Origin of the sequence: Aquimarina longa SW024 (assembly GCF_001401755.1) — a bacterium.
Classification (GTDB): Bacteria; Bacteroidota; Bacteroidia; order Flavobacteriales; family Flavobacteriaceae; genus Aquimarina; species Aquimarina longa.
Window position 1 is genome coordinate 253,792 of record NZ_KQ474103.1, and the last position, 26,952, is coordinate 280,743.

The 26,952-nt window shown below is 30.3% G+C and carries 29 protein-coding genes; 11 read left to right on the top strand and 18 right to left on the bottom strand.

All coding sequences use genetic code 11. The features are described from left to right. Positions 1-942, top strand: coding sequence for a PorP/SprF family type IX secretion system membrane protein (locus N456_RS18830; RefSeq protein ID WP_062060500.1), 942 nt, complete (start codon positions 1-3; stop codon positions 940-942). A gap of 14 nt (positions 943-956) precedes the next feature. Further along, a complete protein-coding gene (locus N456_RS18835) occupies positions 957-2,903 on the top strand; it encodes an OmpA family protein (RefSeq protein WP_062060502.1) in 1,947 nt (648 codons plus the stop codon). A gap of 77 nt (positions 2,904-2,980) precedes the next feature. Here the strand turns inward: N456_RS18835 and N456_RS18840 are convergent, their stop codons facing one another. From N456_RS18840 to N456_RS18915, 16 genes are all read right to left on the bottom strand, one after another. After that, positions 2,981-3,475 (bottom strand): CAP domain-containing protein, encoded by a 495-nt coding sequence (locus N456_RS18840; protein WP_062060504.1) that lies wholly within the window; start codon positions 3,473-3,475, stop codon positions 2,981-2,983. Positions 3,476-3,670: 195 nt separating this feature from the next. Then, positions 3,671-4,213: an HD domain-containing protein gene (locus N456_RS18845; protein ID WP_062060616.1), complete on the bottom strand. Its 543-nt coding sequence runs from the start codon at positions 4,211-4,213 to the stop codon at positions 3,671-3,673. 103 nt (positions 4,214-4,316) lie between these two features. Further along, positions 4,317-5,105 carry a hypothetical protein gene (locus tag N456_RS18850; protein WP_062060506.1) on the bottom strand — a complete coding sequence of 263 codons (789 nt, stop codon included), beginning with the start codon at positions 5,103-5,105 and terminating at the stop codon, positions 4,317-4,319. 159 nt (positions 5,106-5,264) lie between these two features. Beyond that, positions 5,265-6,929 carry a DNA repair protein RecN gene (recN, locus tag N456_RS18855; RefSeq protein WP_062060508.1) on the bottom strand — a complete coding sequence of 555 codons (1,665 nt, stop codon included), beginning with the start codon at positions 6,927-6,929 and terminating at the stop codon, positions 5,265-5,267. A 90-nt stretch (positions 6,930-7,019) separates the two neighbouring features. Further along, entirely contained in the window at positions 7,020-7,904 is an 885-nt protein-coding gene (gene porD / locus N456_RS18860; protein WP_062060510.1) for a type IX secretion system protein PorD, read from the bottom strand. Then, positions 7,897-9,108, bottom strand: a complete 1,212-nt coding sequence (coaBC, locus tag N456_RS18865; RefSeq protein ID WP_062060512.1) for a bifunctional phosphopantothenoylcysteine decarboxylase/phosphopantothenate--cysteine ligase CoaBC — start codon at positions 9,106-9,108, stop codon at positions 7,897-7,899. Before coaBC ends, porD begins: the two co-directional genes overlap by 8 nt. 4 nt (positions 9,109-9,112) lie before the next feature. Then, positions 9,113-9,445: a DNA-directed RNA polymerase subunit omega gene (locus N456_RS18870; RefSeq protein ID WP_062060514.1), complete on the bottom strand. Its 333-nt coding sequence runs from the start codon at positions 9,443-9,445 to the stop codon at positions 9,113-9,115. 15 nt (positions 9,446-9,460) lie between these two features. Then, complete coding sequence (locus tag N456_RS18875) at positions 9,461-10,255, bottom strand: outer membrane protein assembly factor BamD (protein WP_240315555.1); 795 nt, start codon at positions 10,253-10,255, stop codon at positions 9,461-9,463. Between the two features lie 220 nt (positions 10,256-10,475). Further along, positions 10,476-11,402, bottom strand: coding sequence for an ion channel (locus N456_RS18880; protein WP_062060517.1), 927 nt, complete (start codon positions 11,400-11,402; stop codon positions 10,476-10,478). Positions 11,403-11,414: 12 nt separating this feature from the next. Next, a complete protein-coding gene (dapA, locus tag N456_RS18885) occupies positions 11,415-12,290 on the bottom strand; it encodes a 4-hydroxy-tetrahydrodipicolinate synthase (protein ID WP_062060518.1) in 876 nt (291 codons plus the stop codon). Position 12,291: 1 nt separating this feature from the next. Next, positions 12,292-12,816, bottom strand: a complete 525-nt coding sequence (locus N456_RS18890) for a DUF6913 domain-containing protein (protein ID WP_148639379.1) — start codon at positions 12,814-12,816, stop codon at positions 12,292-12,294. 117 nt (positions 12,817-12,933) lie between these two features. After that, positions 12,934-13,635, bottom strand: a complete 702-nt coding sequence (locus N456_RS18895; RefSeq protein ID WP_148639380.1) for a hypothetical protein — start codon at positions 13,633-13,635, stop codon at positions 12,934-12,936. A 149-nt stretch (positions 13,636-13,784) separates the two neighbouring features. After that, the gene (locus N456_RS18900; RefSeq protein WP_062060520.1) at positions 13,785-14,471 is read right to left on the bottom strand and encodes a lysoplasmalogenase family protein; all 687 of its coding nucleotides are present in this window, start codon (positions 14,469-14,471) and stop codon (positions 13,785-13,787) included. After that, positions 14,468-16,462, bottom strand: a complete 1,995-nt coding sequence (gene ligA, locus N456_RS18905) for an NAD-dependent DNA ligase LigA (protein ID WP_062060521.1) — start codon at positions 16,460-16,462, stop codon at positions 14,468-14,470. The genes N456_RS18900 and ligA overlap by 4 nt, the downstream gene beginning before the upstream one ends. A gap of 432 nt (positions 16,463-16,894) precedes the next feature. Next, entirely contained in the window at positions 16,895-17,746 is an 852-nt protein-coding gene (gene prmC, locus N456_RS18910) for a peptide chain release factor N(5)-glutamine methyltransferase (RefSeq protein WP_062060522.1), read from the bottom strand. 22 nt (positions 17,747-17,768) lie between these two features. Continuing rightward, complete coding sequence (locus tag N456_RS18915) at positions 17,769-18,257, bottom strand: GNAT family N-acetyltransferase (protein WP_062060523.1); 489 nt, start codon at positions 18,255-18,257, stop codon at positions 17,769-17,771. A 130-nt stretch (positions 18,258-18,387) separates the two neighbouring features. Here N456_RS18915 and N456_RS18920 point away from each other — a divergent pair, with 130 nt between their 5' ends. The 6 genes from N456_RS18920 (at position 18,388) to N456_RS18945 (ending at position 22,674) form a co-directional block, all read left to right on the top strand. Further along, a complete protein-coding gene (locus N456_RS18920) occupies positions 18,388-18,855 on the top strand; it encodes a hypothetical protein (protein ID WP_062060525.1) in 468 nt (155 codons plus the stop codon). 120 nt (positions 18,856-18,975) lie between these two features. Next, positions 18,976-19,443: a hypothetical protein gene (locus N456_RS18925; protein WP_062060527.1), complete on the top strand. Its 468-nt coding sequence runs from the start codon at positions 18,976-18,978 to the stop codon at positions 19,441-19,443. 78 nt (positions 19,444-19,521) lie between these two features. Continuing rightward, on the top strand, positions 19,522-20,574 hold the full coding sequence (gene ribD, locus N456_RS18930) for a bifunctional diaminohydroxyphosphoribosylaminopyrimidine deaminase/5-amino-6-(5-phosphoribosylamino)uracil reductase RibD (protein ID WP_062060529.1): 1,053 nt from the start codon (positions 19,522-19,524) through the stop codon (positions 20,572-20,574). Further along, a complete protein-coding gene (locus N456_RS18935; RefSeq protein WP_062060531.1) occupies positions 20,574-21,182 on the top strand; it encodes an HAD family hydrolase in 609 nt (202 codons plus the stop codon). The genes ribD and N456_RS18935 overlap by 1 nt, the downstream gene beginning before the upstream one ends. Then, positions 21,179-22,063: an EamA family transporter gene (locus N456_RS18940; protein ID WP_062060533.1), complete on the top strand. Its 885-nt coding sequence runs from the start codon at positions 21,179-21,181 to the stop codon at positions 22,061-22,063. Before N456_RS18935 ends, N456_RS18940 begins: the two co-directional genes overlap by 4 nt. Further along, a complete protein-coding gene (locus tag N456_RS18945) occupies positions 22,060-22,674 on the top strand; it encodes an IMPACT family protein (RefSeq protein ID WP_062060535.1) in 615 nt (204 codons plus the stop codon). Before N456_RS18940 ends, N456_RS18945 begins: the two co-directional genes overlap by 4 nt. On the opposite strand, the gene N456_RS18950 is transcribed toward N456_RS18945, so the two are convergent. Further along, on the bottom strand, positions 22,668-23,075 hold the full coding sequence (locus N456_RS18950) for an acyl-CoA thioesterase (protein WP_062060542.1): 408 nt from the start codon (positions 23,073-23,075) through the stop codon (positions 22,668-22,670). The genes N456_RS18945 and N456_RS18950 overlap by 7 nt on opposite strands. A 205-nt stretch (positions 23,076-23,280) precedes the next feature. Here N456_RS18950 and dnaA point away from each other — a divergent pair, with 205 nt between their 5' ends. From dnaA to N456_RS18965, 3 genes are all read left to right on the top strand, one after another. Next, positions 23,281-24,708, top strand: coding sequence for a chromosomal replication initiator protein DnaA (dnaA, locus tag N456_RS18955; protein WP_062060544.1), 1,428 nt, complete (start codon positions 23,281-23,283; stop codon positions 24,706-24,708). 90 nt (positions 24,709-24,798) lie between these two features. After that, on the top strand, positions 24,799-25,257 hold the full coding sequence (locus N456_RS18960; RefSeq protein WP_062060546.1) for a low molecular weight protein-tyrosine-phosphatase: 459 nt from the start codon (positions 24,799-24,801) through the stop codon (positions 25,255-25,257). Positions 25,258-25,432: 175 nt separating this feature from the next. Beyond that, a complete protein-coding gene (locus tag N456_RS18965) occupies positions 25,433-26,161 on the top strand; it encodes an SAM-dependent methyltransferase (RefSeq protein WP_062060548.1) in 729 nt (242 codons plus the stop codon). A gap of 4 nt (positions 26,162-26,165) precedes the next feature. On the opposite strand, the gene N456_RS18970 is transcribed toward N456_RS18965, so the two are convergent. After that, positions 26,166-26,810 (bottom strand): hypothetical protein, encoded by a 645-nt coding sequence (locus N456_RS18970; RefSeq protein WP_062060550.1) that lies wholly within the window; start codon positions 26,808-26,810, stop codon positions 26,166-26,168. Positions 26,811-26,952 lie beyond the last annotated feature (142 nt).

Consider the following 26,952-nt stretch of genomic DNA (forward strand, 5'->3'; position numbering starts at 1 on the left):
ATGGGAGGTGTAAAAAACATAATAATAATAGTAGTAATACTATGTATTAACTCGGTTGGATTAGCACAACAATTACCGCAGTTTACACAATACATGTTTAATACTATTTCTATAAATCCAGCCTATGCTGGTAGTAGAGAAACACTAAGCATTGTCGGTTTACATAGAACACAATGGACAGGGATACAAGGTGGTCCAAAAACTCAAACGCTATCCGTTCATTCTCCTTTGCAGAATCAAAAAATAGGAATTGGGTTATCAGTAATACACGATACTCCCGGTTTTGAAAACTATCTATATCTATATGGAGATTTTTCTTATTCGATTTCTATTACAGAAAATTCCAAATTAGCTTTTGGACTAAAAGGAGGAGTTACTAATTATAATCTAGATCAGGAATTTTTAAATGATCCAGAAGTAGCGGCAGATCCTTTCTTCGGAAATTACACGAATCACTGGAACCCTAATATTGGCGCAGGATTATATATACATTCTAATAAGTGGTACTTAGGGTTATCAGCTCCCAGAATACTAAATATAGATCATAATAAAACTCCTGAAAACTCTACCGTAGAATATATCGCATTAGAACGTGTCAGTTATTATTTTACAGGAGGGTATGTATTTGACCTCTCTATAAATACAAAACTAAAGCCATCGGCTCTTTTTAAAGCCACCAATGGCGCACCTATTTCTATGGACTTAAATGCAAATTTCTTATTCTATAATAAATTCTGGCTCGGAGGTTCATATAGATATAATCAATATACCGCATCAATTGGAGCTTTAGTAGATTTTCAGGTAACAAAACAATTTAGAATTGGCTATGCTTATGAACATTTTATTTCTAATATAAAACCATATATAGGAAGTACTCATGAGGTTTTACTTATGTATGAATTGTTTAATGAAAAACGGGTTAGATCTCCTAGATATTTTTAACGCTCTATAGATATATGAAAAATAAAATATGGTTAGTTATACTACTTCTATTTAGTATTTTTATTCATGCTCAAAAAGTAAAGGTTGCGGATAAATACTTTAGAGATTTTGCATACCTAAATGCTATTGAATTATATAAAGAAGCATTAAAGAAGGGAGATAGCACTAAACATATTTTATCTAGGATTGGAGATTGTTATTATAATAACTCTGACTCAGAACAAGCTTATTTTTGGTATAATAAAGCAGTTCATAAATACAAGAAAATACATCCAGAATATATTTATAAATACATACAAACTTTAATAAGTCTTGGTAAATATGATAAAGCAAATACATGGCTTAAAAAGCTTAAGATTCTTCAACAAAATAGTAAATATACAAGGGGTATTGAAAATATAAACCTTGAGAAATTTCAAGAATTATCCACTCCTAAAGATATCCATGTTCGTATCATAAATTTAGAATCTAATAGTAAGTACTCTGATTTTGGGGGATTTGAACAAAATGGAAATTTATATTTTTCATCATCAAGAACAGATGATCGTATTAAAAATAAAAAGAAGGTTTATAAATGGAATGGAGAACCTTATTTAAACATTTATCAATCTATAATTGATCGAATTGATGCTACTATTGTTGTAAAAAATATTACCCCTATTACATCTGATCAAATAAACTTAAAAAATGAACATGAAGGAACATTAACAATCACCAACGATGGAAAAACATTATTTTTTACCAGAAATAATATTAATAAAAGAAAAAAAACATCGTACGATAAAGAAGGGAATTCTAATCTAATGTTATATCGAGCGAAGCTCCAAAATGGTCAATGGACAGCTATTGAAGAATTACCATTTAATGGTAAAACATTCTCTACCGGACATCCTGCATTGAGCCCTGATGAAAAAACTTTATATTTTGTATCCGATAGAAAAGGAGGTTATGGGCAATCAGATATCTATAAAGTAGCGATTAATGACGATGGTACTTTTGGAACTATAAAAAACCTAGGAAATCAGATTAATACTGAAGGACGAGAAGTATTTCCTTTTGTAGCCAAAGATACTACGCTATACTTTTCTTCTGACAGTCATATCAACTTAGGGCTTCTAGATATTTACAAGTCTAATATACTACATAAGAAAGCTCATGAAGATGTCGAAATTAAAAACCTAGGAGCTCCTTATAATAGTGGTTATGATGATTTTGCGTTCTTTGTAAACCCTGCTAATGATTCTGGTTATTTTTCATCTAACAGAATTGGAGGAACAGGAAGCGATGATATATATGCATTTGATAGCTACAAGTGTAAACAAATCTTAACAGGTATAACATATAATAAACATACTTCTGAACCACTTGCTGGGGTTACCGTAAAAATTATCGATGAAACAGGCAAAATCATTAACACTACGCTATCTAATAAAAACGGGAGGTATATATTCAGAGAAATACCCTGCGCAAAAACATATTCTATTCTTGCGACTAAAACGAATTACAGGCTCGATTCTAAAAAATTCTCAACAACAACAATTAATGAAAATGAAATCAAACTAGATTTATTTCTAATGCCATTAATTATAAAGAAAGAAATCGTTGTTAATCCTATTTTCTTTGACTTTGACAAATCTGATATCCGAGCAGACGCAGCGTATGAATTAGAAAATATTGTTAGTGTAATGCGGAGCAACCCCAAAATGGTTATCAAAATTGAATCTCATACAGACAGTCGTGGTAGTCATAGATATAATATGAAACTTTCGCATAAACGTGCAAATGCTACCAGAGATTATATTTTATCCAGAGGAATTACTACAGATAGAGTTCCAAGTGCCATTGGTTATGGCGAATCACAACTAGCAACTCAATGTGGTGATCTAAAAGAACATTCCTGTACTGAAAAAGAACATGAAGAGAATAGACGTTCCGTTTTTTTAATTATTACTGACGATTAATAAAAAATTATCTACCTCAGTTTAAAACAGCAAAATCCTAGTTTATAGTAGCGCTGATTAATGAACTACTCTAGGGCTTACTTCTTAATAAAAATGTTAGTATAATATAACACTCCATTTTTATTCTGTTCTACAGAAATATCAAAATCTGTATAATCGCCTTCTATTGTCTCTCTATGACTATCACTTTTAATCCATGCATTGACGACAGATTTTGCTGAGGAATAACCATACCCTACATTTTCTGCAACTTTATTTGCTCCTGTATTAGCTATAAGATATGATTTACGCCTATGAAAGTAATCATGAGACATCTGATTTTGCTTAATCATATAATCTGTATGACTATATGCTTGTGACTTTACAATATCTGAAGTACCTAAAATGCGTAAACCTATAGAGTTTCGATAGTTATTTATAAGTTCTAAAATCTCTAGTTCTATTGATTTTACTTCAGGAATTATTAATTCTTTATGTATAGTATTTAAATCATCTTCAACATTCTCTGATGAACATGCAAACAATAATGTTACTGTATAAGCAATACAGAGCATTCTAATAAGTAATTTCATAAATTTGGAGCGTAGGTTTGGGACTACTAATGCAAACTACAAAATATAGGCTAACAAACTATAAATCAAATGTTAAAATTAACAAAGGACATTAATTTTATCGAACTATTTAGCAGATAATCGGTAAAACATATTATTTTCAAAACCAAAAGCTTGTTTTTTTCAGGTTTTTCAATTAGATCATCATAGTAATGATTATAGTTGTTTTATTTTTTGATTATACTCGGATATTTTTGTTTTTAATCGTTGACTTAGATACTCGTTCTTATTACTAAGGGTATCTAAAATTAGCTTAGCCTCTTCACAATATGCTATCACTTTATCCTTATTCCAATGTTTAGGAGGAGTTTGTAAATTAGTTATTCTATCAGCGATTTTAACTAATCCAACTTCTTTTTGCAATTTATTTATTCGATTTAAGCTATCCATCATCCTTTCTTTTTTGGTTTGTAGCTTTTCATCTTTGGTCAACGCTTCTACTGCTTGGGCTATTGGTTCTCCAAATTTTCTTTTAATTTCTTCAAAATCAGTATTTGTATCTTCAATAGTATCATGTAATATTGCTACCTGAATCGCAAAGTCAATATTAAATTTAGCGCCTAGGTTATAAGCAACTAGCACTTCCATAGCTACATTAGAGATATGTAATAGGTAATTAGAATTTGTTCCGGGCACTTTCTGCTCACTATGCTTTTCTCCTGCAAACTTGATTGCTTCTTGATATAATTCTTGCGTCATTTTCGTTGTTTCTTTTACCAATTTATAATATCGTTTTATGATTCAAAATAACAACGTTCACGTTTCTTTGTATACTAGTGCAGAAATTTGATTGAGATATATTTTATTCTAAATCTTCTTTCATTTTTTTCTCATCTAAATACCCCCAATCATGGATTACTTTAAATTCTGCTTTTAATAAGAATTTTTTCTTTGTACTAATCTCCATTAGGTTAAGAACAAAACTCCCTTTTACCTTCTGTTGTCCGGTTACCATATACTTACTTATAGAAGACATCTCATTTTCTTTTTTAGACACTGTATCTTCTGCTGAGTCTATTTCAAAAATATTTTCTTGCTCTTCCATTAGCACGAAACGATCCGGAATATTATCTAACAAGCCCTTTTCTAATCCTAGCTCATAGCTTTTTTGGTCTATTACTCCCGTTATATAAAATTTATTTTTTCCTAAAGCATCTTTTTGACTAGCACTTATAAAAGACTCTATTTCAAACCGATTAGGAAGTATTTTCATCTCATCTTTTTCTGGATAAAACACAAAACCAAAACTACTATAAACCTCATTTCTAGGTTCATAAAATTCAAAACTAATAGTTCGACTATTACCTAGATCACTACTCTGAATAGTAGTAAACTTGACCTTTTCTACTTCGAAGTTTTCATCAAAAACCCCTCTTTCAATAAATTTAAACTCATAGAATTTTTCCTCTTTATATACCTCTACATTATCTTCTTCGATATGTTCTTCTTCAATTGAGGGATTTACATCATATTCTGTTGTTGTATCCTGTATATTATTGTTTGAAGAATTTTCTTTATTATTTTTCCCTCCACAAGACCATAATATAGCTGTTAGAAGTAAAGCTGAAATAAAATTTATAGGATTTTTCATCTAATTATTGAGTATGTTTTTCATAAATTCAATCCGAAAATACAAAAATTATATATTGAAATTATGTATAGTTGTTTATTAAATAATAATCTGCTATCAATTATAGCAACTACTACATAAGGTTTAGATAGAAATACTACTAAAGATTATAAACTTTTTTTAATTTAATGCTGAGTCTAATAACGATTTTGCGTGAGTTAATGCAGAATCAGAACTATTTTTACCTCCTATCATTTCTGCAATCTCTCTGATTCGTTCTTCTTCGTTTAACAACTTAAGTTGCGTAACGGTGGTATTTTTTATATCTTCTTTAAAAACCTTATAATGACTCTGCCCTTTTGCTGCAATCTGCGGTAAGTGTGTAATGCTAAAAACTTGTAAATTCTGACTCATACTCATCATTACATCTGCCATCTTATGGGCTACTTCACCTGATACTCCTGTATCTATTTCATCAAAAATAATTGTAGGTAATTGAGCATATCTAGAAAGAATAGATTTAATAGCCAGCATAATTCTAGACAATTCTCCTCCTGATGCTACTTTTTTAAGCTCTCCATAAGTACCTCCTTTATTGGCAGAAAATAAAAATGTAAGAGTCTCTTTTCCATTAGAAAAATATTTTTCCTGTAAGATCAATGATGCCTGAAATGTAGCGTTTGGCATCCCTAATGCTTTAAGAATACCTTCTAATTCTTTTATCAGCTTGGGTAATGCTTTATTGCGTTTTTTATGAATTTTTTCTGAAACCTCATCTAATTGAGATTGAATTTTCTCTATTTCGTTTTTCAGTACTTCTATATCTTCTGTAAGAGATTCTGTTTTAGAAACTTTTGCTCGCAATGCATCTGTTAAAGTAAGTAGTCCTTCTACACTTGATACATTATGCTTTACTTGCAAGGTATTCAATAACTGAATACGCTGATTTGCTCGTTCCAATTGCTCGGGATCGGCTTCTAGCTTTTCTAATTCATTCAGCAATGATACATTAATATCTTCTAATTCTATATAAACACTTTGGATTCGTTCAGATAACTCATTTAACTGACCTGAATAAGACTCAATTTTAGAAAGATTATTTTTAATTGTATTTAATTGATCTGATACTCCTATTTCTTCGGAAGTAGCTATTGCTATTGATCCCGACAATCTTTCCTGAATTTCTTCTATATTATTAAGTCGTTCATATTCCTCTTCTACTTCTTGTAATTCTCCTGATTTTAATTTTGCATCTTCTAATTCTTTTAAAAGAAAAGCATTATAATCGTATTCTTTTGTAAAATCTTCTTGATTGGCTATAAGTGCATGCAACTCTTTTTCTTTCTTCTTTAAAAGAATAAGTCCTCGTTTATACGATTTAATTTCGCGATCTGCACCAGCTAATGCATCTAATACTTCAAACTGAAAATCATTAGTAGTAACTTCTAAAGTTTGATGTTGACTATGAATATCGATCAACTTTACTCCTAGAGATCCTAAGGATTGTAATGTGACTGGTGTATCATTTATAAAAGCTCTAGATTTACCTGATGGTAAGATCTCTCGTCTAATTATAGTCTGGTCTTCATAATCAAGTCCTTCTTCTTTAAAAAAAGAATCGAGGTCGTATTTTTCTATATTAAATACTCCTTCTATAACGCATTTCTGAGAACTATCTTTAACATTACTAAGGTCTGCTCTTTTACCTAGCAATAGCCCCAGAGCGCCAAGTAGTAAAGATTTACCTGCTCCTGTTTCTCCTGTAATTGTTATTAAACCCGAATCAAACGCTACTTGTAGCTGTTCTATTAATGCGAAGTTTTTTATAGAAAGACCTCTTAACAAAGGATAGAAAAATTTTATTGTTTTTAAAAGACAAAGATACTACAGTTCTAAAAAAAATCACTCGTTTATTTTCAGAATAAAGTACTTTTTTTAAAACTTAATATCTTTCCAGTTTTCTGAATAGGTAGGTGCCACCCTATTAAGTATACCTATAGTTTCTGCAATATTTACTGAAGGACCTCCAGAAAGGATACTAGATATTTCATCTGCTTTAGCATCAAAAAACACTCTCATAATATAAGAATTAGGTCTTGTATTATTCATTTCTAGAAGGGATTCCATTGATTTGGTAATAGTTTCTTTACCTTTCTTTATATTATTATACATTGTATCTAATCCTTCTCTATGATAGGTATACATAGTTTTTCTATATCCTTCATATGTTGGTGATAACAAATCATCATTGAGTCTAAATCTGTTAGGTTTTTGCTCTCTAGTCCACCCCTTAGTATTACTACCTTGAGCATTATTTACTATATTCCTAGCTTCTTGATAGTACTTCGTTCCTTTGTTTAATTCAAAAGTATCTGCATCGATTCCTAAAATAGTATACAAATAAAATGCTACTACAGAAATTAAATTCGATTCGTAATTATTAGGGTTATAATTTAATGGCTGAAACTCTAAATAATTAAAATTAAACTTCTTATCAATAATATTAAATATAGTAGTGTTATAACTAGATCCATATATCGGTCGAGAAGCTTGTACTTGTATCGTTGCCGAAAAAGCATCATTTTCATAACTGACTATCGTAATAAAAAAACTACAATTAATTCGTTCTTCTGTACGATACGATACATCTGTCCATTTTGTATCGTTAATAAACTCTGTTAATGAGCGCTCTAAAGTTTTAAAGACTTGTAGATTAGGGTTACCTGTTTGCTCTGCATTAACAGTCACTCTAGCATTAAATTCCTGAGCGGTAAGGTTTATACTGATACTAAATAGTATAACAAAAAATAACTTATTCATTCTTTAGTATATTAATTTCATTAAATATATCTTTTGCCACTTCTGACTTTGTTTTTAAGTCAAACGCTTTAATATCTAATTTATGATTAATCAAAGTCACTTTATTCGTCTTCCCTTTAAAGCCTGCTCCTTTATCATTAAGAGAGTTTAGAACAATTAAGTTTAAATTTTTACTTTTCAATTTATTCTTTGCATTCTCTTCTTCATTTTGCGTTTCTAGAGCAAACCCAACAAGAAATTGATGTTTCTTATGTTCCCCCATCCATTTAAGGATATCATTTGTTCTTTCTAATGCAATAGAAAATTCTGTAGTTGATTTCTTTATTTTTTGTTTTGATATCAATTTAGGTCGGTAATCCGCAACTGCAGCAGCTGCAATTACAATATCACAATTATCATATAATGATACTACTGCTTCATACATGTCTTTTGCACTAACTACATTAATTACACGTATAAGACTATGCTTAATATTTATAGCAGATGGTCCCAAAACAAGATAAACCTGAGCGCCAAGGTTTGCGGCAACTTTAGCTAACTCAACTCCCATTCTACCACTAGAATGGTTACCTATAAATCGTACAGGATCAATTGCTTCATAGGTAGGTCCTGCCGTTATCATTACATGTTTCCCTTTTAAGGGAAGCTTTTCTAAAATATCTTTTTTTATAAATTCTATAATAGTTTCTGGCTCTGCCATACGTCCTTGTCCCACCAAACCACTAGCTAATTCTCCTGATTCTGCAGGAATCATTATATTACCAAATTCTTGTAATTTTTTGAATGTATTTGAGGTAGAAGGATGTTGATACATATCCAAATCCATTGCGGGAGCAAAATACACTGGGCATTTTGCTGATAAATAGATTGCCAACAACAGATTATCACTAGCACCTATTGCCATTTTTGACAATGTATTGGCTGTAGCTGGTGCTATAATCATTACATCTGCCCATAATCCTATATCTACATGATTATTCCATAATGCATTTTCATCTTCTTCATCAAAGAAAGAAGAGTGAACAGGGTTTTTGGATAATGTCGATAATGTAAGTGGCGTTACAAATTCTTTAGCAGCAGGAGTCATTACAACCTTAACCTCTGCTCCTGATTTTATAAATAAACGAACTAGCCCTGCAGTTTTATATGCAGCAATGCCAGCAGTAACTCCAATTAAAATCTTTTTGCCGCTTAAAACAGACATAGATTTATAAAGATTCTGTATCTATTTTTGTATTCCTGTGATAAATTTTACCTTCCAACCACTCTTGTACGGCTAAAGAGTGTGGTTTAGGCAATCTTTCATAAAATTTAGAAACTTCGATTTGTTCTTTATTTTCAAAAACTTCTTCTAAACTATCATTATAAGTAGCAAATTCGTCTAATTTTTCAAGAAGTTCTTTCTTAATATCTGTATTAATCTGAGTTGCTCTTTTTGATATTATCGAAATTGCTTCGTAGATATTATCTGTTGGTTGATCTATACGATTTTTATCAATAGTAGTTGTATTTACTGGCGCATTACTTTTTTTCAAATCCATCTTCTACTTTATTTTCTATTTATATTGTTCTAATCTTTTCTTTATATCTTCTCCTACTTCATTTGCTTCTTCTAAGTGTTCTCCTTTAGTTTTATAATATTTTTTATAATTATTATAATATCCTTGAGCAACTTCTAAGCGTTCTTTAACTAAACTCTCATAACTTCCTATAGCTAAAAGATACTCAGATTCTAATTTATAATATAACACTTTTTCTCTAAATGGTGATCCTGGATAATCTATCAGATAGTTATCAAATGCTGAAATAGCAACCTTATAATCTTCTCTATGATGGTATTGTTTAGCTACTTCATAAGCTTTTTTCTCTTTCTTATATCTAAGTTCTGCAACTAAGCTATTTGCCTCTTTCAATTTTTCACTTTCAGGATATGTATTAATAAATATCTGAAGTTTTTCAATTGCTTTTGTAGTTTCCTCTTGATCTAAACTATACCTAGGTGATAAATAATAATAACTTTTTGCACCTTTATATAATGCTTCTTCTGCTTTTTGACTCTTAGGGTAAGATTTAGCAAACCTTTCAAATTGATATCCAGACAGATAAAAATCTTCTAACTGATAATAAGTATCAGCGTAATAATACATTACTCGTTCTGCCTGAGGTTTTCCTCTATATTGAGGAACTACTTGCTCAAAAAGACGTAAAGCTTTTTTGTATTTCCCTGCTTTGTATAAATTCTCAGCTAATTTATATTTAGCATTTAAATCATCACCTCTAACTACTCTTTGATATTGACTACAAGACCCTAAAAGTAGTACAAAAACAAGCAAATACAATAATCTCTTCATATCTAAAAAAAACATCTGGCAAAAGTATATATTTCTACCGTATTAGAAAAACTTTAATTCATCTATTAACCTATCATCACATATAATTCTTATACTTACAAGTAAAATCGACTTGTAAACATTTGAAAAATCTATTGATTTGGTCATTTTACTATACCTCAATAACTACACAAGTATAAGTATGTTGCATAATTGTATTGTATTTTAGCATTTTTAAAACCTAAGTAGGTTTATTCATCGTAGTTCTATCCAGATTATTATGATCTAGAACTGTATATCCATCATGATCATAATAAAATGCAGGTACAAAACGTTGATTCTCTTTTAAATTTTTTAAAACATAAGAATGAACCTGATGTACTTCTTGTGCAAAAGACTCATCATAATAACTTACTAATATGAGTATCTCTCCATTCAGTTGTTTTAAACTTTTTTCATCAAAATCTTTCAACGGACTTGATTCATTTATCGGATGCACTATAGTCCAAGTAGTTGGCAAATAAGTTATTGAACTTCTCTCTAACTTAAGGTTATAAAAATTGTTTACATATTTATGCTCTTCATCCTCTAAAGATAATGCTAATGTAGCTTCTATCTTGGGTCTAATCATTACGTTTGCTGTCCGACTCATTAGTCTAAACATAATACGATTGATATCTTCATGTTTATGTAAAATAATACTTTTACTAAACCGAATATTTGCTCTTGGTTTAGAAAACCTTCCATACAAAAGCCCTGTAATAAATGAAAAGCTTAACAATCCTATTAATGCTTCAAATGAGGATATAATACCAAATAAAAGCCCTTTTGGTGACATTGTTCCATACCCTACTGTGGTTATTGTCTGTGCAGAAAAAAAGAATGCATTAAGAAAATCTTTAAAAACATTTCCTGTAGGAGTTATGATATTCGATACTCCCAAAAACGTATAAATGATTCCAAAAAAAGCATTTATTATAATATATCCGAGCAGTACTAATACAAAAAACTTAAACCAACTAATACTTATCAAATAATTATAACTCTCTGATAAAGATCTTGGTCTATTAATATGCTTTATATTAAAAGATCCATCTGGGTTAATAAATCGCTTAGCAAATCGATTTGAGGTTTTACCTATTCCTGGATCTTTTATCTTTTTAGCCATAGATTTTGAAAATTAATAATTTTCAACAAACCCTCTTATTTTAGTTTCTAAATCTGATGAAATGGGTACTAATGGTAAACGAATAGCATCCTCACACACCCCTTTTTGTTTTAATATATTTTTAATCCCTGCAGGGTTACCTTCTTCAAAAGCATATCCAATAACTGGCAAAAGTTTATATAGAATATCAAATGCTTTTTTTGTTTCTCCTAACAATCCTAATCGGATCATCTCTGAAAATGCTACAGGAAATCCTTGACCTATAACACTTATCACTCCATCTCCTCCAGCTGCTACTGCTGGTAAAGCTAATGAATCATCGCCTGAAATCATTAAAAAATCAGCAGGTTTATCTTTAATAATTTTTAATATCTGAGAAAAATCCCCTACGGCTTCTTTAATCCCTATTATTTTATCTAATTGAGCAAGACGCAATGTTGTTTCTGCAGTCATATTAATTGCTGTCCGAGATGGGACATTATACAATATAATTGGTAATTCAGTATTATCATTTATGCTTTTATAATGCTCATAAATACCTCTTTGACAAGGTTTATTATACATAGGAACTACAGAAAGTATCGCATCAAAATCAGATGAATTTACCTCTTTAATCTCTTCTATAACTGCTGCTGTATTATTTCCTCCTATTCCAATAACTATAGGGAGCCTTTTATCGTTAACCTTTACTATGTGTGCTACTAAATTCTTCTTCTCTTCTTTAGAAAGCGTAACCGACTCTGCTGTAGTTCCTAACACTACAAGATAATCTATATTACCTTCTATACAAAAATTAACTAATGCTGTAACTCCATCATAATCTATCACTCCATCTTTATCAAAAGGAGTAACTAATGCTACACCTGTTCCCTTGAGAAATTCACTCATACTATATAATCTGTAAAATTTTTAAATACTTTCTTAGTTCTGAGATAAAAAGATTTGTATCATTTGTTGTTGCCCCAATAATCAAATCATTAATCCTATTATCTACTGCAGTACAGCCAACTTTAAATTTAGCTTTGGAAGCTGCTGCTACATAATTAAGTTCTATAATATCTTTTTCATAAAAATTAATCAAAACATCATAATCTTTATTCACAAAATCCTGTAATGACTTACTTTTGATAGCTCCACTTATCCCAAAATTCTTTTCATTATAATAGGCTGCATCTTTATCATCTATGATTTCTTTTTGATCTTCTTTATACCCCATCACTGTAAGATTATCTGATTTCACGCCTAATTCATTAGCGAGTTTTAATATTGAGACAATATTTACAGATTGAGATGCATCAATAAGAACTGCTAGCGTCTGAAGTCTAGAAATGCCCTGAGATATATGATCTCTTTTATCTAGATATGTTTCAAAACTTTTTCTTAATGCATTCCTTTTAAGACCTTTTAAAATCATTTATTAAAAAAATTAATAAGCCACAAATGTAGCTATTTTACAAATTAAAATCATCTCGCCTTTCTTAAGAATAAGGAAAAGCTATATTATTAAACAACATTGCTATTTTTGTTAAATTTAGAAATATTTATCTTCTACTATTTTTCCATTTATAGGTTTTGCTGTCATAAAAAATATCGTAAGCGAATATACACCTCCTATCTCTGTAATAGTTAAAAGAGGTACAAACATCTTATTATAATAATACAATTCATTTATCGGCACAATAGCATCAACAAACAGAGTACAACAAGCCGCAACAAAAAGACAGATCGCCTTTTCATATCGCTCAGTAATATAGATAAAGAAACAAACTGTAACAAACTGAAGAAGACTTATTAATATAAGTAGCATAAACCCTATTTGATCAATTAACTTTGGTAATACTAACTCCGAAATTGAATAAACAAGATACCCTACCAAAATACCTCCTACCATAACAGATGGAGTCACTTTATTTATTTTAAAATCTTGTTTATGAACAAAATGACGCAATAAGAAAGTACCGATAGCATAATATAATGCAAGCAAAATAGCAATAATAGTATAATATTTTACAAACCCCATACATACAAAGACATCAATCATGATAACGATAAGAATACTTAATAAATATAAATACTTATTGTTTTTTATTCTTTTTAGGCATAAAAAAAGTAATAGCAATAGAGTTATTGATTTACCATATAACAATAACCATTGATCACCAAAAAAAGAAATACATATAGTGACCAAAAAAGAAAAACCGAAAAATAAATGTGTTGTCTTTATTCTTTTCAAGGAATTATCTATAAAGTTTTGTTAAATACAATACAAAATACAGGTTTAAAAACAAAAAACAATCTTTTTTATTGAGAAATCATACCTATCAATAATCAATAAATACTTTTTCTATCTTTTTTAGATTTACTAAAAAAGATCATTTCTCATCAAAACTGCTTTAACCTTAAAGAAGTTGGACTGGAAATCTTAAATTTTACAAGAAAAAAAACAGCTAACAACTGGTAAATTGAATTAATAATTTCAAACTCAATTGAAGGAACGTAATACTTATTTAATGCATAACAAGAATCACTAATAACGAAATTAAGGATCGCAATTAAAAACCATAAAGACTTAGTTGACCTACTATTTATATACTGAAAAACTGCTCCTATAAACAAAAAATATAGTATCAATAAATATAATAATCCTAAACATCGAATATCCCCCATTGCCTCATATACTACATCATAAATTTTATACGAAATAAAAGACCATGATATCAGAAAAATTATTAAGTATATAACATCTGTAGTATCATAATTGAGAGGTCGATAATTTTTATATAAAAAATAAAATAATAATAAATAAGATACACTATAACTAGATAAAACATACATAAAACTATTCTGAATATCAGCTAACAAGAATACATCTCCTAAAAAACAAAGAAACAAAACAAGTAAAAAGATTAAATCTATTTTTTTTACATTAAACCAGTATAACATAAAAAACAAAGGTACAGTAGTAGGCTTTATATAAAACTCTAGAGTTGGCCAATTCATTATTTTACTCATCACACAAAGTCCTCCTGTAATAAGTAACAATACCTTTATCAAAGTTCTTATTTTCATTTCACTTTACTAAGAAATTCATCTTCATTAATGATAGAAATCTCTAAAGCTTTTGCTTTTTCCAATTTACTTGGTCCCATATTAGCACCTGCAATAACAAAAGAAGTTTTAGAAGAAATCGAACTAGAAACCTTACCTCCATTATCTTCGATCATTTTCTTAAGTTCATTACGTGATACTTTTTCAAAAACCCCAGAAATCACAAAAACCTGACCTTGCAATGTATCTGTTTGATTTGCTAATTTTTCTGCAGAAACCTCTAATTGAACCCCATAGTCTTGCAATCGCTTAATCAAAGCTTTGTTTTTCTCTGAACTAAAAAATTCTACAACACTTTTTGCTATTTTTATCCCTATCTCATCTACATTTACCAATTCTTCTTCTGATGCCTCAATTATAGCATCAATAAACTTATAATGTTTTGCTAATTTCTTCGCTACTGTTTCTCCTACATACCGAATCCCCAACCCAAATAAAACACGTTCAAAAGGTATTTCTTTAGATTTTTCAATTCCTACTATAAGGTTACCCGCACTTTTATCTGCCATTCTTTCTAAAGGAACAACTTGCTCTTTTTTTAATTCATAAAGATCTGCATAGTTTACAATCAGACCTTCATTTACTAATAGTGCTACAGTTTCTCCTCCTAATCCTTCTATATCCATAGCTTTACGGGATATATAATGTTGTATCCTACCTATTATTTGTGGCGGACAGCCGTCATAATTTGGACAATAATGCTGTGCTTCTCCCTCCTTACGAATCAATGGTGTTTGACACTCAGGACATTGAGTAATATATTGTGTCGGCTGTGAATCAAGATCTCTTTTTTGAAAATCAACAGCTATTATTTTAGGAATAATCTCTCCTCCTTTTTCTACAAAAACAGTATCTCCAACTCGTATATCTAATTTTTCTATCTGATCTGCGTTATGCAATGAAGCTCTCTTTACTGTAGTTCCTGCAAGTAGAACTGGTTCTAGATTCGCCACTGGAGTAATTGCCCCTGTTCTTCCTACTTGATAGGTGATTTCATGAAGTATTGAAGAAACCTGCTCTGCTTTAAACTTATACGCCATTGCCCATCTAGGAGCTTTAGAAGTAAAACCTAACTCCTCTTGTTGTTGAAGATCATTCACTTTTATGACAACTCCATCTGTTTCATATGGAAGATTATGTCGATGTTCATCCCAATACGCTATAAAATCTAATACTTCTTCAATCGAATTTGCTGATTTAGATTCTATCGGCACTTTAAACCCCCAAGCTCTTGCTTTTCTTAAACTCTCTAACTGAGATGTTATCCCTAATTTATCACCTGTAATAGCATATAATAAACAATCTAATGGTCGTTTTGCTGTTTCACTACTATCTTGTAGTTTTAAACTTCCTGAAGCTGTATTTCTTGGATTTGCATAAGGCTCCTCCCCTGCTGCTATTCGCTCTTGATTCATTTTAGCAAAACCATCATAAGGCAAAACAATCTCTCCTCTTATATCAAATTTTGGAGGAAAATCTCCTTTTAATTTTAGTGGTACCGAATTAATTGTCTTTACATTGGTAGTAACATTATCTCCTTGTATACCGTCTCCTCTTGTTACCGCTCTTATCAGCACTCCTTCTTCATATGTAAGACTTATTGATGCTCCATCATATTTAAGCTCACAAGTATAACTGATTTCCCCATCTACTAATTTCTTAATACGCTTTTCCCAATCTAATAAGTCTTCTCTAGAATATGAGTTATCCAAAGAATACATTCTATGCTCATGCACTATTGTTTCAAAATTCTTAGTTATCTCTCCTCCTACTCTAAGTGTTGGTGAATTAGGATCATAAAACTCTGGATATTTTTTCTCTAATTCCTGTAGTTGTTTAAGCTTCATATCAAATTCATAATCACTTATTACAGTTGTATCCAATATATAATAATTGTAATTATGCCCTCTCAACTCTTCCCTTAACTCATTGATCTGATTCTCTATACTCATTTAATTCACTATATTTTTTTAGATTTCATCTATTTTAATCATTTTACACTTGTACTGGTTTGTAGTTTCTCACCCCTTCTAATAGTCTATCAATACTATGCGCTACCTATGACAGCCTAATACCTTCCATTTACCCTATAGAAATTAACTCAATCCATCTTATGTGCAAAATCTTTTTTTGTTTTAAATGTTGGCATCCTCTTATGTCACGCAAGAACTCCTTCTGTAACTTTTTATATGATTCCGATTTTGATTATTACATTCGCTTCAAAAATTTATTAATCACGAGTTTTCTCTTAATATAAATATCTTTGAAACATCACTACTATCAACCCCCTATTACTTCCACAAAATACATAAATTGATTTGAGTTCATTCATTTTTAAGTCTCTTAATCAATCTTTTTAGTATTACTATAGTTTTATCATCATTTTAACCAAAATAAGCACAGATCATTCGTTCATTACCATACAGATCTTTACGCACCTCTACAATATTAAATCCTATATCCAAAATCATATTTTTAGTCTCTAAAGCTAAATACTGGTTTATTTCAAAATATAGTTTCCCTTTTTGTTTTAACTTTCTTTTAGCTAATCCTGTAATTTTCTCATAAAAAATCAAAGGATTATTATCTTGTACAAATAACGCCAATGATGGCTCATTATCAAGTACATTCGGCTTCATTTCTTGCTTCTCTAATTCTCTCACATAGGGAGGGTTAGATACGATAATATCAAAATTTTCAGGTAGCTCTTTTACTTCCAAGATATCTAAATGAATAAATGTAATGGATACTTGATTTTTCTTAGCATTTTTTTTAGCTATTTTTATAGCCTCTTCAGAAACATCAATAGCATACACGATAGCTTTAGTTAAGTTTTTTGCTAAAGAAATTGCAATACAACCACTACCAGTACCAATATCTAATATGGTAATAGAATCTAGTATCCCCTCCTGGTCTTTTATAATCCAATTTACTAATTCTTCCGTCTCTGGTCTAGGAATTAATACTTGCTTATCTACATGAAATGATAGTCCATAAAAATTAGTATTTCCAATTATATATTGAATGGGCTCTTGGTTTTGCAACTTCTTTATTGCATCACCAAAAACAAAAAGCTCATTATCAGAAAGTTTTTTATCTAAATTGATTGCAATAGCCACTCTAGTAAGCCCTAAAATATCTTCTGATAGTATATAAAAAAAAGATAAGATTTCATCGGAATCATAAATTTCTGATAAAGAATTTACAAAATTAGTTCTAAGGTTTTTTATCTTCAATTGTTGAAGTTTTTTAAAAAATTTATAATTCTTTTATCATCCATGCCTGACAATTATAATGTCCTGTATCTCCAATAGGACCATCCAGAGGTACAAAACCAACTTTTTTATATAAACTTCTGGCTGCTTCCATATAAGGCATTGTTTCTAAGTAACATTTAATATATCCCTGTTTCTTAGCAAAACTAAGACACCTTTGTATCATTTCATACCCAATACCTCTACCTCTTGCCTGTGGTAAAAAATACATTTTTTGTAACTCACAGATACCAGTAGGTATTTTTCCTGCCAAAGGAGCAATACCAGCTCCTCCTATAATAACACCATTTTCTACTATTACATAATAATCCATTTTTGGATAATCATAGGTTTGGTACATCATATCAAGGGAAGCATCTTCATAAGCTGTACCTACTTTAGGCACCCCCATCTCCACCAACACTTTACGTATTAATGAAGCTATCGACTCATTATCTTCAAATTCTATGGAGCGAATTTTTATATCATTCATTCTATATAAAATACTATTTTTGTGATATCACAAAAACGTGAACCAGAAAAGACTTCTGATCTTCGTTTAGGTAAAAATTAAAATTTTAAAATAAGGTATTTAAATATACATCAAATCTAAGCAGAAATCAATGAAGAAGTTTTTTTTATTATTAACAATATTTATACTCCTTATAAGCTGTTCTATTCCTAAAAAATTAGAGTTAGAATATATTGACTCTATAGAAGTTAGAAATATCGGCTTTCAATCTATAACACTTAATACTAATGCTGTTTTTAACAACCCTAACAATATAAAAGGGAAACTGTCTATTGACAGTATTCATGTTTTTATAGACAATATAGATGTAGGAACACTTTCTTCTAAAGAATTTGATGTTCCTAAAAAAAATAATTTCTCTATTCCTCTTGAAGGCACTTTTTCACTTTCTAAAGTCTATAAAGAGAATAAAAACAGTATTCTTGGTAGTGTACTAAAAGCAATCCAAACAGATTCACTCAGCATACATTACAAAGGCATTATAAGATACCATTTAGGAAATTTTTCATACCCTTATACTGTGGAGAAAGACCAAATGGTTAGTCTAAAAAAAAATTAGACTATTATTTTTATCGAAGACAGTGGAGCAATACTTATATTTAATAACAATATCAACAACTTTCCTAATGAACTGAAATAAGAACACTCTAAAATTATACTAATTAAATCCAAAAACAGGATGCTCGAATTTATTAAAACCTTTATTTTGATTACGATTATTCTTCCTATCACAACAGCTTTTAACCCAATTCAAGATATATCCAAAACTATAGAGATAGAAGCGCTAGAAACCAAACCTTTTAAATATTACCAACTTGAAATTAAAACTACTAAAGGAACAGAAGGAGAAATTTATCTAAATGATAATAAACTACATGAATTCAAAAAATTGAGAAGTCAAATAACTAACAATAATGCTCTAGATCTTATAAAGAATGGTCTCAATGAAATTACACTTAAAATATCATCAATTGATGATGATGTAGAAAAGGATTATTTTTCTAATTCTGTTATTTTTATAGCCATACATGGTCTAAATGAAAAAACATTCACCTCTAAAGAAACTCAGATAGTTCGTATCAAATGGAATCCTGAAAAAAACCAAAACAAAACTACTATAAAATATCTATTTAATTTAAAGAGATAACACTAGACACTACAGGTCTTAAAAATCATACCCTATTTATAAAATGAGTAGTTTTACTTATTTTTATAATCGATACAAGTGACTATACATCAGAAATACATAAAAAGGTGCATCCAATTAGCCAAAAATGGATTAGGCACAACATACACTAACCCATTAGTTGGCAGTGTTATTGTGTACAATAACACAATCATTGGAGAAGGGTGGCATTATCAATCTGGAGGCGCACATGCAGAAGTCAATGCTATTGCCGCTGTAAAAGACACATCTCTTTTAAAGCATGCAACCATATATGTTAGTCTAGAACCTTGTAGTCATCATGGAAAAACCCCTCCTTGTAGTGATTTAATTATTAGAAAAGGCATTAAAAAAGTCGTTATTGGTACAGTAGATACTTTTGCTAAAGTATCAGGAACAGGAATCCAAAAGCTAATGAATGCAGGTTGCGATGTAATAGTAGGTGTATTAGAAAAAGAATGTATAGAACTTAATAAACGTTTTTTTACTTTTCATAATAAAAAACGCCCCTATATTATCCTAAAATGGGCAGAAACTTATGATGGTTATATTGCCCCAGATGTATCAGAAAAACGAGAACCTATATGGATTACAAACACCTACTCTAGACAATTAGTTCATCGATGGAGAGCAGAAGAGCAAGCGATTTTAGTCGGCAACCAAACTGTCATAAAAGATAACCCAAAACTTACTATAAGAGATTGGTCAGGAACAAATCCTATTAGAATTATAATCGATAAATCTGGTAAAATTCTTCAGAACTCTGCTATATTAGACCAAACAGTAAAAACTATAGTAATTACTTCAAAAAAACATAAACCAGTTAACAATGACTTTCTTATTTATAAAGACATAGACTCTTGGAGTAATTCTACAGAAGAGATTTGTAATCTTCTTTATAAATATAATATTCAATCAGTGATTATCGAAGGAGGAACCCACACCATCCAATCATTTATTAACAATAATCTCTGGGATGAAGCTCGAATTTTTAAAGGTACATCTATGTTTAAATCAGGAATAAAAGCCCCCATATATAAAGGAGCTATGATTTCTAAAAAAACAATACTAAATGACACTTTAACAATAATTAAAAATAATACTATAAAATAATGATCAAAACTATAATTTTTGACTTTGGAGATGTTTTCATTAATTTAGACAAACCAGCTACAGAAAGAGAATTTTTAAAGCTTGGAAAGATCCCATCGGTTTCTATAATACATGAGATTAATAAACGTTATGAAGTAGGAGAAATTTCTACTCCTGAATTTATAACTATTTTTAAAAAGATGCTTCCAAAAGCTTCAGAAAAACAAATTATTGATGCGTGGAACGCTATCTTAATCGATTTCCCTAAACATCGCTTAAAATTTATTAAAAACTTAGCTTTAGAAAAACGGTATAAGCTATTATTATTAAGCAACACAAATGAACTACACATCAATTGGATGAAGAAACATCTCCCTTTTTTTAATGAATTCAGATCTTGTTTTGACTCCTTTTATCTTTCACATGAAATTAATTTAAGAAAACCAGGGATGTCTATTTTTGAATTTGTTTTAGAACAACATCAATTAACCCCTAATGAAACACTTTTTATTGATGACACAAAAGAAAATACGGATACAGCTCACTCGCTAGGAATTCATACTTGGAATAACAATCCAAAAACAGATGATATTATGAATTTATTTACAGTAAAATCTGACTTATTTTGATCTATTTAATCTTAAGTGTCTTAGCATCCAGTTTAATATTTGTTATCTTTAAAGTATTCCCTAAGTATAATATAGACACACTGCAAGCTATTATCATAAATTATGTAGTTGCTTCGATTTCTGGAATTATAGCCTATTCAGAACCAATAGACATTACCTATATATCAAAAAAAGATTGGTTTTACGGCACAATGATCTTAGGTATTATCTTTATATCTGTGTTTAACTTAATGGCTATTACCACACAAAAAAATGGACTTTCGGTTGCTGCTGTAGCTACAAAAATGAGCTTAGTCATCCCTATTATATTTGGAATTATTGCCTATCAAGAAAGTACAGGCATACTAAAAATAATAGGCGTTTTAATAGCTTTAATTGCAGTATACCTTGCTGCAATAAAAACCACAGAAAACTCTTCGATGCTAAAAGGAAATTTAATTTTTCCTATACTTGTTTTTATTGGTAGTGGAGTTATTGATACTAGTATTAAATTTTTAGAAACACATTATGTCACTAAAAATGATATTCCAATTTTTTCGGCAACTATTTTTGGATTTGCTGCATTTACAGGAACTGCTATCCTAATATATAAAGCAAGTATAGGAAACTTAAAGATATCTTTAAAAAATATCATTGCTGGAATTATATTAGGAGTGCCTAATTATTTTTCTATTTATTTTTTAATAAAAGCATTACGTCATGATAATATGGATAGCTCTGCTGTATTCACTATTAACAATGTAGCCATATTACTTGTATCAACTACTTTAGGAATTCTTTTTTTTAAAGAAAAATTAACTCTTAAAAACTGGACAGGTATTATTCTTGCAATAGTAAGTATTATTTTAGTAGCCCTTTCCATACAACAAACTCACTTTTGAACACTAAAGACACATACAAAACGATTACTACACCAGGCAAAGAAGTTCTTTTTAAAGATCGGAATAGTAAATTTTTTGGATACACATTTCCTGTTACTACAGAAGAAGAAATCAAGTTAATCATAGAACATCTAAAAAAACAAAATCACTCTGCCAGACATTGGTGTTATGCATGGCAAATAGGAACTGAGAGTTTTAGATATCGTAGTAATGATGATGGAGAACCATCTAATTCTGCGGGGCAACCAATCTATGGGCAAATTCAATCTTTTGAAGTTACCAATATATTAATCGTTGTAGTACGTTATTTTGGAGGTGTTAAATTGGGGGTAGGCGGATTAATCAATGCCTATCGAACAACAGCCCAATTAGCACTTAAAGAATCCAATATAATTGAAAAAACAATTAATGTTAATTTCGTCATTACTTTTGAATACAAAAACATGAATAAAGTAATGAGAATTATCAAAGAAAATAATCTAAATATTCTAAAGCAAGAACTCGAGCTAAGTTGTAAAATTTATATTTCGGTAAGAAAAAAGATTGCAGATAAAATAAAAGTAGTTTTCTCTTCGTTGTATGAAGTAGGGATTAAAAGATTAGATTATTGATAGTTTTTTATTTTTTCCATTAAATAAGGAGGGCACTGAATAGGCTTTTTTGTTTCGTTATCAACAAAAACCAAAGTTGATGTTGCAATTGTTAATAAATCTAAGTTTTTATTAAAAATTTCAACATCAAAAGTAATTCTAAATGTAGGAATTTTCCTTAATGAAGTTTTAACAGTTAATTCATCGTCAAAGAAAGCAGATTTCTTAAATTTAAAGTCTAAAGTATATACAGGAAGTATAACGCCACTTTCTTCCATGGATTTATAAGAAACCCCTAATCGGGATAACCAATCAATTCGTGCTAATTCTAAATATTGCGCATAATTACTATGATGTACCACACCCATTTGGTCTGTTTCAGAATATCGCACTTTTAGTAAAGTTTCGGAAGTGATAACCATATTTTTTTGAATAAAAAGTTAATTAGTTTATTGGGTAAATAAAAGAGCAGTCAAATTATGCGAAAAAAATAATTAATATTCAACACCCAAATAGTTTTTTTTTTACATTTTTTGTTCACATATTTGTCATGCAAAATTAGTAAGGAGTTTTTCAACAATTTCCTTTTAGTACCTTAAACAAAATAAAGCAAATTTAATTATAGGAATGAATGTAACCGCGCAATCAGTTTGGGATAGTTGTCTGTCATTTATAGAAGACAATATTACACCTCAAGCTTTTAAAACTTGGTTTGAACCAATAAAAGCTGTAAAACTTACAGATAGCGCCTTAAGCATACAGGTTCCCAGCAAATTCTTTTATGAATGGCTAGAAGAACACTATGTTAACTTACTAAAAGTATCCTTAACACGAGAATTAGGAGAAAGCGCAAAATTAGTATATGTAATTAGAATGGAGAATACTTACGGTAACAAGAAACCATTTACCGAAAAAATCCCTAGCTCTAATCGCACACCTGTTAATTCACAAGAGGTTGACGTACCCATAAAAAGCAAAAACCCAGAATTAAAAAACCCATTCGTTATTCCAGGAATACGAAATGTAAAAATAGAGTCTCAATTAAATCCTAGTTATAATTTCGAAAATTTCCTAGAAGGAGATTCAAACAGGCTTGCCCGTTCTGCTGGTATGGCTGTAGCAAACAAACCTGGAGGAACTTCTTTTAACCCTCTTTTAATTTTTGGAGGAGTAGGACTAGGAAAAACACACTTAGCCCATGCAATAGGTGTGAATATAAAAGATAACTATCCCGAAAAAACAGTTTTATATATTTCTGCAGAGAAATTTACTCAACAATACATTGAATCTGTAAAAAAGAATAATCGAAATGATTTTATTCATTTTTACCAAATTATCGATGTTCTTATCGTTGACGACATCCAACTTTTATCAGGTAAAGCAGGAACTCAAGATGTATTTTTTCATATTTTTAATCACCTACATCAAAATGGAAAACAAGTAATTTTAACAAGTGATAAAGCTCCTGTTGATATGCAGGATATAGAACAAAGATTACTATCTCGTTTTAAATGGGGATTATCAGCCGAATTACATCAACCAGATTTTGAAACCAGAATATCTATTATTAAGAACAAACTATATCGTGATGGAGTAGAAATGCCTGAAGAAATAGTTGAGTTTCTAGCAAATAATATTAAAACTAACATCAGGGAACTAGAAGGTGCAATTATATCATTAATCGCTCATTCCTCTTTCAACAAAAAAGATATCACAATAGATCTCGCCAAAACGATAGTAGACAACTACGTAAAAAACACAAAACGCGAGGTATCCATTGATTATATCCAAAAAGTCGTTAGTGATTATTTTCAGATGGATGTAGAAACACTACAATCCAAAACACGAAAGAGACATATTGTCCAAGCACGCCAATTAGCTATGTTTTTTGCAAAAAAACTAACAAAAGCTTCATTAGCAAGCATTGGAACACAAATAGGAAAAAGAGACCACGCTACTGTTCTACATGCCTGTAAAACAGTAGACAACCTATCCTCTACAGATAAGCAATTTAGAAAATATGTAGAAGATTTAAGAAAAAAACTCACATTATAACAATATTACATAATAATAGGATTACAACTCTAGTTACACAATAGTGATAATACCACAACCAAGAACAAAGTAACTCTTTAAAACAAGTACATGAAAATTAAAATTTTAATGGTATGTCTTGGTAACATCTGTAGATCACCATTGGCAGAAGGTATTTTAAAATCTAAACTAGACTCTAATAACTATATCATTGAATCCTGCGGAACCAGCAGTTATCATATTGGAAGTAAACCTGATCGTCGCTCCATTAATATTGCTAAAAAATATGGAATAGACATCGCAAAACAAAAAGCTGCTCAGTTTAAAAATGATGATTTCAAAACCTATGACCATATCTACACTATGGACAACTCTAACTATCAAGACATCATTAAATTAGCTAAGAACAACCAAGAAAAAGATAAAGTAAAATGTATCCTAAATGAGATTTACCCCGGTAGCAACTTAGATGTTCCTGATCCATATTACGGTGGAGACCAAGGTTTTGAAGACGTATTTAAGATACTTAACAAAGCCTGCGATACTATTGCTTTAAAACTCAAAGCATAAACCCTGCGCTTTTTTTTATTTTCACAACACACATGTACCATAAAAAATAGCACCACGATAGATTACAATAAAAAAAATAATACTATTTTAGTCATTAAACCTAAAAAAAGGTCAACACCAGTAATACGTGTTTTATAAAAAAAACACAAGCTATAAATAGATATAAAAACACCCTATGGAACCTACCCCTCTAAACCCAAAAGGAAAACTATACCTAATCCCAACTAGATTAGGAGATGATATGCCCTTAGAAGTACTCCCTATATCCATTAAAAAGGTATTAGAACAAGTAAATCATTATATCGTAGAAAATGAAAAACCCGCGAGAAGATTTATAAAAAAAGTAAGTCCTAGTAAATCGCAACGCGCTATCACTATAAATACCGTTAACAAATACACTGATACCTCCGAAATACCAGACTACCTCATCCCTTGTCTAAACGGAGAACCTATTGGATTGCTATCCGATGCTGGATGCCCTGGAATTGCAGATCCAGGAGCTGAAGTTATTAAAATAGCTCATGAAAAAGGCATTACCGTAACACCCCTTGTTGGTCCCTCATCAATAGTATTAGCTATGATGAGTAGTGGAATGAATGGTCAGAATTTTACATTCAATGGCTATCTACCAATTGATAAAAACGAAAGAAAGTCAACAATTAAATATTTAGAAAAAATATCTTTAGAAAAAAATCAATCACAAATTTTTATTGAAACACCATATAGAAATGACAAAATGTTTGCAGATCTCACTACAATATTACACCCTAGTACACGCTTATGTATTGCTTGTGATATCACATTAACTACAGAATTTATTGCAACTAAAACCATAGAGAAATGGAAAAAAGAAATAGTAAACCTTCACAAAAGACCTACTATATACATTATTCAAAGAGACTAAAGAATTAAATTGCTTTTGCTTTTCTATCAGAAACCACAAAAGAAAGATCATATCCTCCAAATCGTTTCATATAATACCGTATTGTTGTCCCAAAAGCATCAGAAAAACCTTCTACTCCACCGCTACGTAAATATTTTTTCACAGCCCCTGGTCCAGACAGATGAGCTGCAGCGAGGATACCAGACTCCGTAACCTCTACTCCATTAATCCACTTACCTTCACACCTCTTAATATCTCTACGTAAAATCCATTTATTCCTAGACAAATTTGCATAAAATGCTTTTTCCTGAAGCTCTGGATTAGAAAGGAATTCACTCTTCTTCATTCCTTTAATTCCGATCAAAGCAAGAGTACCTTTTCCAAACTGATATTTCCCCAAATACCCAAACTGGTTCACCACTCCATAATCACCTCTTGATTCCTTAAAAGCAACAGCTTCTTTAAACCCTATGTAAGATTTTCCGAGTACTAAAGCAACAAACTCTTCTTCTTCATCTTCAATCTCATTAAAATTAGGTGCGACATAATACAAATCTAACCCCGCAGTACTATAAGAACTAAAATCTATACTCTTTTTTACTGTAAAACTTAATAAAAGCCCCCCTACAATTGTAAGTAATATAGACAATCCAATTATCTTCTTTATCATATAAAAATTTTCTAAGTAGCCATCAAAAAGATGCTCCCATCTACTTAAATTTTTGCGGTGCAAATATACGTTTTTTTTTTACACTCATATAAAATATAACAAAATTTTACATTTAACTGAAAAACAGTGATTTACAGGAATA

Excerpts from the sequence above, each read along its gene's own strand:
- N456_RS18830 (WP_062060500.1), top strand. The coding sequence starts at position 1 with ATGGGAGGTGTAAAAAACATAATAATAATAGTAGTAATACTATGTATT.
- N456_RS18835 (WP_062060502.1), top strand. The coding sequence starts at position 957 with ATGAAAAATAAAATATGGTTAGTTATACTACTTCTATTTAGTATTTTT.
- N456_RS18840 (WP_062060504.1), bottom strand. The coding sequence starts at position 3,475 with ATGAAATTACTTATTAGAATGCTCTGTATTGCTTATACAGTAACATTA.
- N456_RS18845 (WP_062060616.1), bottom strand. The coding sequence starts at position 4,213 with ATGACGCAAGAATTATATCAAGAAGCAATCAAGTTTGCAGGAGAAAAG.
- N456_RS18850 (WP_062060506.1), bottom strand. The coding sequence starts at position 5,105 with ATGAAAAATCCTATAAATTTTATTTCAGCTTTACTTCTAACAGCTATA.
- porD (WP_062060510.1), bottom strand. The coding sequence starts at position 7,904 with ATGAATAAGTTATTTTTTGTTATACTATTTAGTATCAGTATAAACCTT.
- coaBC (WP_062060512.1), bottom strand. The coding sequence starts at position 9,108 with ATGTCTGTTTTAAGCGGCAAAAAGATTTTAATTGGAGTTACTGCTGGC.
- N456_RS18870 (WP_062060514.1), bottom strand. The coding sequence starts at position 9,445 with ATGGATTTGAAAAAAAGTAATGCGCCAGTAAATACAACTACTATTGAT.
- N456_RS18875 (WP_240315555.1), bottom strand. The coding sequence starts at position 10,255 with ATGAAGAGATTATTGTATTTGCTTGTTTTTGTACTACTTTTAGGGTCT.
- N456_RS18880 (WP_062060517.1), bottom strand. The coding sequence starts at position 11,402 with ATGGCTAAAAAGATAAAAGATCCAGGAATAGGTAAAACCTCAAATCGA.
- dapA (WP_062060518.1), bottom strand. The coding sequence starts at position 12,290 with ATGAGTGAATTTCTCAAGGGAACAGGTGTAGCATTAGTTACTCCTTTT.
- N456_RS18890 (WP_148639379.1), bottom strand. The coding sequence starts at position 12,816 with ATGATTTTAAAAGGTCTTAAAAGGAATGCATTAAGAAAAAGTTTTGAA.
- N456_RS18900 (WP_062060520.1), bottom strand. The coding sequence starts at position 14,471 with ATGAAAATAAGAACTTTGATAAAGGTATTGTTACTTATTACAGGAGGA.
- ligA (WP_062060521.1), bottom strand. The coding sequence starts at position 16,462 with ATGAGTATAGAGAATCAGATCAATGAGTTAAGGGAAGAGTTGAGAGGG.
- N456_RS18915 (WP_062060523.1), bottom strand. The coding sequence starts at position 18,257 with ATGAATGATATAAAAATTCGCTCCATAGAATTTGAAGATAATGAGTCG.
- N456_RS18920 (WP_062060525.1), top strand. The coding sequence starts at position 18,388 with ATGAAGAAGTTTTTTTTATTATTAACAATATTTATACTCCTTATAAGC.
- N456_RS18925 (WP_062060527.1), top strand. The coding sequence starts at position 18,976 with ATGCTCGAATTTATTAAAACCTTTATTTTGATTACGATTATTCTTCCT.
- N456_RS18935 (WP_062060531.1), top strand. The coding sequence starts at position 20,574 with ATGATCAAAACTATAATTTTTGACTTTGGAGATGTTTTCATTAATTTA.
- N456_RS18950 (WP_062060542.1), bottom strand. The coding sequence starts at position 23,075 with ATGGTTATCACTTCCGAAACTTTACTAAAAGTGCGATATTCTGAAACA.
- dnaA (WP_062060544.1), top strand. The coding sequence starts at position 23,281 with ATGAATGTAACCGCGCAATCAGTTTGGGATAGTTGTCTGTCATTTATA.
- N456_RS18960 (WP_062060546.1), top strand. The coding sequence starts at position 24,799 with ATGAAAATTAAAATTTTAATGGTATGTCTTGGTAACATCTGTAGATCA.
- N456_RS18965 (WP_062060548.1), top strand. The coding sequence starts at position 25,433 with ATGGAACCTACCCCTCTAAACCCAAAAGGAAAACTATACCTAATCCCA.
- N456_RS18970 (WP_062060550.1), bottom strand. The coding sequence starts at position 26,810 with ATGATAAAGAAGATAATTGGATTGTCTATATTACTTACAATTGTAGGG.